This window comes from Aporhodopirellula rubra (assembly GCF_014192335.1).
Classification (GTDB): Bacteria; Planctomycetota; Planctomycetia; order Pirellulales; family Pirellulaceae; genus Rhodopirellula; species Rhodopirellula rubra.
Genome location: NZ_JACHXU010000052.1, coordinates 1 through 5,449 on the forward strand (window position 1 = coordinate 1; position 5,449 = coordinate 5,449).

8 protein-coding genes are annotated in these 5,449 nt (G+C 53.3%); 1 reads left to right on the plus strand and 7 read right to left on the minus strand.

Going from position 1 to position 5,449, the window contains the following annotated elements; translation table 11 throughout:
- On the plus strand, positions 1–276 hold a 276-nt coding region (locus FHS27_RS30405), incomplete at its 5' end, for a hypothetical protein (RefSeq protein WP_221225506.1).
- Between the two features lie 39 nt (positions 277–315).
- On the opposite strand, the gene FHS27_RS30410 is transcribed toward FHS27_RS30405, so the two are convergent.
- The 7 genes from FHS27_RS30410 to FHS27_RS30440 all read right to left on the minus strand — a co-directional run bounded on the left by FHS27_RS30410 (position 316) and on the right by FHS27_RS30440 (position 4,873).
- The gene (locus tag FHS27_RS30410; RefSeq protein WP_221225507.1) at positions 316–840 is read right to left on the minus strand and encodes a hypothetical protein; all 525 of its coding nucleotides are present in this window, start codon (positions 838–840) and stop codon (positions 316–318) included.
- A 167-nt stretch (positions 841–1,007) separates the two neighbouring features.
- Positions 1,008–1,478 carry a hypothetical protein gene (locus tag FHS27_RS30415; protein WP_184310179.1) on the minus strand — a complete coding sequence of 157 codons (471 nt, stop codon included), beginning with the start codon at positions 1,476–1,478 and terminating at the stop codon, positions 1,008–1,010.
- A 140-nt stretch (positions 1,479–1,618) separates the two neighbouring features.
- On the minus strand, positions 1,619–2,188 hold the full coding sequence (locus FHS27_RS30420) for a hypothetical protein (protein ID WP_184310181.1): 570 nt from the start codon (positions 2,186–2,188) through the stop codon (positions 1,619–1,621).
- A gap of 129 nt (positions 2,189–2,317) precedes the next feature.
- A complete protein-coding gene (locus FHS27_RS30425) occupies positions 2,318–2,914 on the minus strand; it encodes a hypothetical protein (RefSeq protein ID WP_221225508.1) in 597 nt (198 codons plus the stop codon).
- 83 nt (positions 2,915–2,997) lie between these two features.
- Entirely contained in the window at positions 2,998–3,474 is a 477-nt protein-coding gene (locus FHS27_RS30430) for a hypothetical protein (RefSeq protein WP_221225509.1), read from the minus strand.
- Positions 3,475–3,539: 65 nt separating this feature from the next.
- Positions 3,540–3,827: a hypothetical protein gene (locus tag FHS27_RS30435; protein WP_184310187.1), complete on the minus strand. Its 288-nt coding sequence runs from the start codon at positions 3,825–3,827 to the stop codon at positions 3,540–3,542.
- Between the two features lie 635 nt (positions 3,828–4,462).
- Positions 4,463–4,873 carry a hypothetical protein gene (locus FHS27_RS30440; protein WP_184310189.1) on the minus strand — a complete coding sequence of 137 codons (411 nt, stop codon included), beginning with the start codon at positions 4,871–4,873 and terminating at the stop codon, positions 4,463–4,465.
- Positions 4,874–5,449: the final 576 nt, after the last annotated feature.

Here is a 5,449-nt window from a genome sequence, read left to right on the forward strand (position 1 = left end):
CGTCGGCGCATCCGCGCTTGTTACTGGAAACAGTGGTACCGAATCCGCACTCGAGTGCGAATGCTGTTGAAGCTAGGAGTGCGTCCGGAAGAAGCGATCTCGCACGGATGCAGTGGAAGAGGAGTGTGGGTGATGTCCTCGAGCGCGGCAATGCACGTTGCCATCTCGATCGACTACCTCAACCAACAGGGACTAGCGAGCCTTGAGAAGATCTGGAGCAAGTTTGCTTCCAAGAAACGAACCGCCGGATGCGGATCCGCATGTCCGGTGGTGTGAGAGGGGTCCCGGGCAACCGGGCCCCTATCTCGATCTTGGTTAGCTGCCTTTTTCTCGTTCGGCAACCAGCTTTGTGTCAAGTATACGATCGGGGGAGCGGTTTCCAAACACTCGAGCCATATCCTTGCTTAGCGCCTCGACGCCGAGTCCATGCCGCGCAACCGCGACGACGTCTCGGTACGCTTCAGACAACGGCATGGCAGGATCCCTGTGATAGACGAGTTCATCTGGGTATTGATCTGCAACTTCATCTGGTGCGGAAATTCCATTTAGGACGTTCATGAAGTCGTTCAGGGAATCAAGAAAATCTTGTGGCAGATACAGCGACCATTTGCGACGAGTAGCAAAGTAGTTTCGGTATTGTTCTTGGAAAGTTCCCTGCGCCATTTCGGCCCGCAATTGCGTGCGAGATGACGAATCTAGAACAAAGTTGTGAGCGTGTATGTAGTTCTGCACTTGGTCGTAGAGGCCATCGAGAGAATTGATGACTTCGGTGTAGGCATCAATCTGACGTTCGTAGAAATGATTGCGGTGTGAAACGCGGCGATCTCGGTATGAAAGCATCAAAGAGAGGGCAGCGATAAAGAAGCCGCCAAATCCGATTAGTGCTGCAGCCCAATTGTTCAAACGTCAAACTCCTCTGTCAGATAACGTCGGAATTCACGGGGTCGGGTAGAGAAAATATTGAACCTCCAAAACGCATGACGCCCGACTCCCGTGCAATTCTTTGGTTATCCGCCGTCGGTAAGCGAAGATGGAGTTGAGGCGCCAACCCACATGCGGTCGACATTGCCAGTAGTGGGGCCACCGGGGCTGATCTGGAGTTGAATCGCATTGAGAAATTTGTCGTTCGTGATGCATCCGGTGTACTCTCCGTAGCCGTCGCCTTTCAGCGTAACATCTGATGACCATTGCTTACCATCGGTTGGGTCGGTCCATTGATAACGCACCTTGAACGAATCGTCGTTTATCGAATAGCGGACGTCGTTAACCGAGGTAGGCAAAGGGTGCGATGCAAGATGCTGCTCGACACTTGCAGCAACAACGTCGGGTGGGATCGGCGAAGCGTTGGCGATGGGAAGGGTGCGTGATGCCTTGAGGCGTGCAACCTCCAAGCGAGTAACCATGATGATGCATGCCATCGCTACCAAAGTAGCAGCGAGCAGTAGAGTAGACAGGCGAAATTGATAAAGCTTTAGCATCTCAGTGCAGTGTAGATTTCATTCGGATAACGACCCGCGTCACCGGGGCCCGTGAGTTGAGTATCCATTCGAGAAAACGAACCAACGGGCCTCCGCGTGCACGCGATGGTTATCCCACAGTTTGGTCTAATGTTGCGGTGTCAAACAAGCTCGTTGTCAGAATTCGGGTCAGAACCGCCAAGAAGAATGTGTACGCTTTGCATCTCGGATTTGATTGTAGCGAACGCCGTATCAGTGAATTGGCATCGTTGGCGGGGTTCAAGGATCAACCAGCGTAGGTTCGGAAATGAGTGAAGAGTGTCGACCGATTGGTCGGTCACATTCGGCCCAAGTCCAAGACGCGCGAGATTGGGAAGCCCGTGCAAAGATGCCAGTCCGGCATCGGTCACGGCAGTTTCGTTTAGGATCAGCGACTTGAGATTATGTAGATCCGAGAGACTGCGAACGCCAGCATCAGTCACCGAAGTTCCCGTCAAGCATAGATCGACCAGATTCGGATAGGCTGAGAGCCGATGCAGTGTTTGATCCGTGATATCGGAGTCAGCAACACCAAGCGAGAATTTCGGCAGATTCTTCAGGTGGACCAGAATCGTCTCAATATCTGTGTCAGTGACGCGTTCTGACGCTTCGTCAAGGTAGACGGAGGTTCCGTTCAACGATCCGCCGAGTTGTTCGACGATCTTGCGTGCGTTTTCAGCAGACGATTTCACGTTTCGCGTTGCGTATCGGTGGTCAGCTTCATGGGATAACGACCGGCATCACCGGGTCGGGAAAGTTGAGTGTCTATTCGTGAAACCTTGCAAGCCCGACTCCGTGTGCATGCCATGGTTCTGCTCTTTTCAACGCCAGTTGGGATTGTCCGCGGATTTAAAGCTATTGAACAGAGTCTCGTACGCGCATCCATCGTCCGCCACCACCGTGCAGTCGGTTGAGTGGACGTTCGTGTGTAAGATCTGGACGGGATCAGCAACCGCTGGAACCGGTAGTTCGTTCATGATTCGTTCGCGAGCGGCTGGCACATCGTCGAAATCCGTTGCGTATTCTGATTCCATAAACGGCACTGTCTTTCGCATCTCTTCCAAGTCGCCATTACCCGAGAACTTCAGAAGGTCACGCCAATATGGTATCGCCATCAACAATGCCAGCCATTCGGAGAGATTAGAGGCTACCTTGCCGGCCTGTCCCTCTGAAGTGGCGTAAAGTATCGGAAGTGATTCGGGAGCACCTTGTCCGTACGCGATAAAGACGCCACCAGTGCCATCTCCGGCAACAATGGTGAAGGAATGATTTGGCTTGAGATGTATCCAATCTGTATCGTCGTCGGCCCGCTCAAGCGAGAAGTCGAACGGCCAGTCGAGATCGTCTACGATCGCAGGATTCGATTTGATGTCGTCGAGTGTAATCATGTCGTTAAGCAGCAGAACGTCACCGATCACGGGGCGGCGACGAAAAATTTCCCACTGTAAATTCGCCCGACTTCGCCGCTCCCGTGCATCGGATTGTTCCCCGCTCGTTGAGGTCAGTCTTGATCGGGTAGAAGCATAGTCGACATCGTAACAACGGCAAGCATCGCTGTCAGCATCGTACCGCCCACGAACAGGAACCATCGCACCCAATTGCGATCATATCCAAGCCATCGAACGTAGATTTCGACAATAGGTCCAGCAAAAAAGCAGACGTTGGAAACGATAGCGCCCTCGGCGACAAGCACAAGAGTGCGCAGGTTCAAGAGGTTGGGTCCGGCGAGTATGAGCGTTAGCAATCCCAGCACACCAACGAAGATGATTCGCAGTCGTTCCCATGCCAGAAAAGTCGGCTTGGCGATCGAGGCAAGAGAGGGCGACGTCGTGGATGCAGCTAAGGAATCCGTGATGGCGGACGGTGCGTCAAGTGACGGAGTCGAGTATGGGTTTTCCGTCATGTGAACTTCGTCGGGGAACGGTAGCGATATGCGGGCGGCGGCGAGAGACTCAACCACTGCGTGAACGGCGACCACCGCCGCTCCGTATCATCGCATGGTTCGCCGCTTCCCACTGAAGGCTTCAAGTTGAACATGTGATTCTAACGCAGTCGTCCAGTCAGAGTCATCCAGGCCATTGCCACCAGGAACCAATGAATCCCACCAGTGTCGGACACGGCACAAATGACGCCCAGCCACCAGATCCAGGAAGGTGTATCAATGAATGGTAGCGTTACCATGATCAGGAATGAACCGACAAGCGGTGCCGCAGATATCCATCGATAGTCGTCTTTGGTACCGCCTCGCATTCGGTGCACCGGGTAACGAAGGAATGCCCAGTAGAAGTTCGTTGCAGATACGAAGCATCCGAAGGCGAAGACGATGTGCAAAAAGATGTTCAGCGGCGTTGAGACCTCAGTATTGTTGCGGCGAATGACAATTGGCTATGTCGGCGAACGTCGGCGGTAACCGAGCCGCCGCCAAAAAAACTCTGATTTCAAAAGACACGTCATCGGCGGCTTCGGTTCACCGCTTTGTTATGGCGTCATGCGTCGTTGTGCATGTATTCGATGAATCGCTTGAGCAACCGTTCAGATGCGCCCGGAGTTCTTAATGTTGGATCGAGATTCGAGACCCCGTTTAGTATCTCAAGCGCATGCCACACGTCAACCAATTCTCTCATCCCATCAGGCTCGTCGTTTTCATCGAGATTGACCAAAGAAATCTCCGAAGAGCCAGTTAACTCGCCGGCCGCAACGAAAATCGTCAAATCACTATCGTGTGTCGCAATCGTCTGTATGAAGTGCTGTAGGTTCACGGTTGTCTCGCGGTAGATTCACGATTCTCAATTGCAGTCGGCGTTGATGCTAGAACGGATCTCACCACCCGTTTGGTCGTTGATCTCTTACAGCCATAACGGCCGGCATCACCGGGCGGGGAGAGAAAAGTCGTCCATTTCAAATTTGGCCGCAAGCCCCGCTCCGTGTGAATGCCATGGTTATCCGTCCGCAATTCGGTATTCAGATCAACCGACAAGCACAACGTAACGGTATCCGATGTAGCCTACTATGCCCACGATCAAAGAAGCGATGACAAATGCGGCTAACTTGTCGATAGGACCATAGGTTTCTAGATCACCGGTGGAGAAATCGAGTTGGGGTTTGTAGATGGGACCGGTCAGGGTAAGGACGCAAAGGAACAGGACGCAGATTGTCACCGCCAGCAAAGTAGCACCGCAAAGCGCAACCATCGCCATGCCAATTGATTCGGTCCCAACAAGCAAACCTATCTGAGATGCAATTTTGAGAATGATGAGTGCCGCAATACACGCAGTTCCCAAAACCGCTTCAATCGTTCGTGAACGTCGAAAGATCGGCTTGGAATGGTAACTGCGTTTTGCAGCAAGTCTTTTTTCAATTCGAGGCGAGCGGTTCATGCAACGTTCGATCTGAACGGATAACGGTCAGCGTCACCGGGCGGTGGCGAGAGATGTAATTGGAAAGTGTACCGAGTCTCCACCACCGCTCCGTGTGCACGCCATGGTTATTCGGAGTGCTCTGGGTCGAGGCGACGGTTTTGTCGAAAATGAGGCCGTGTTGTATCGGTGCCGGCGTTGCAAGCGAAGGCCAAGCCCCGCAGGGAAAACACAGGCGAGAATCGCATCCCGCCCAGCAGGGAAAACAACAGGAGGCTGGGTGTCAGTCGGGATTCAGGTATGAGCCTTGCCGGTCTCAAGCGGCAGCCTTCGGCCACTTCGGTGACGTGTGAATCGCCACTTCGGTTTCAACCAGCGGGCTTAGTGTACCGGTCGCCGAGAGGGCGTGTGCGCAAGAGATGCGCAGGATCGAGAATGGACGAGCGTTGAGTCGAGTTCTGAGCGTGAACGCGTTCCAATGCTGACGGAGAATTGATTCGAATAACTTGTTTCTTACCGGTCGGACCGGGTGAGAATAAGTGATTTGGGGGTGGTTTACTAGGTTCGGTGGTGAGAATAAGTCGGAGGCGGGTGACC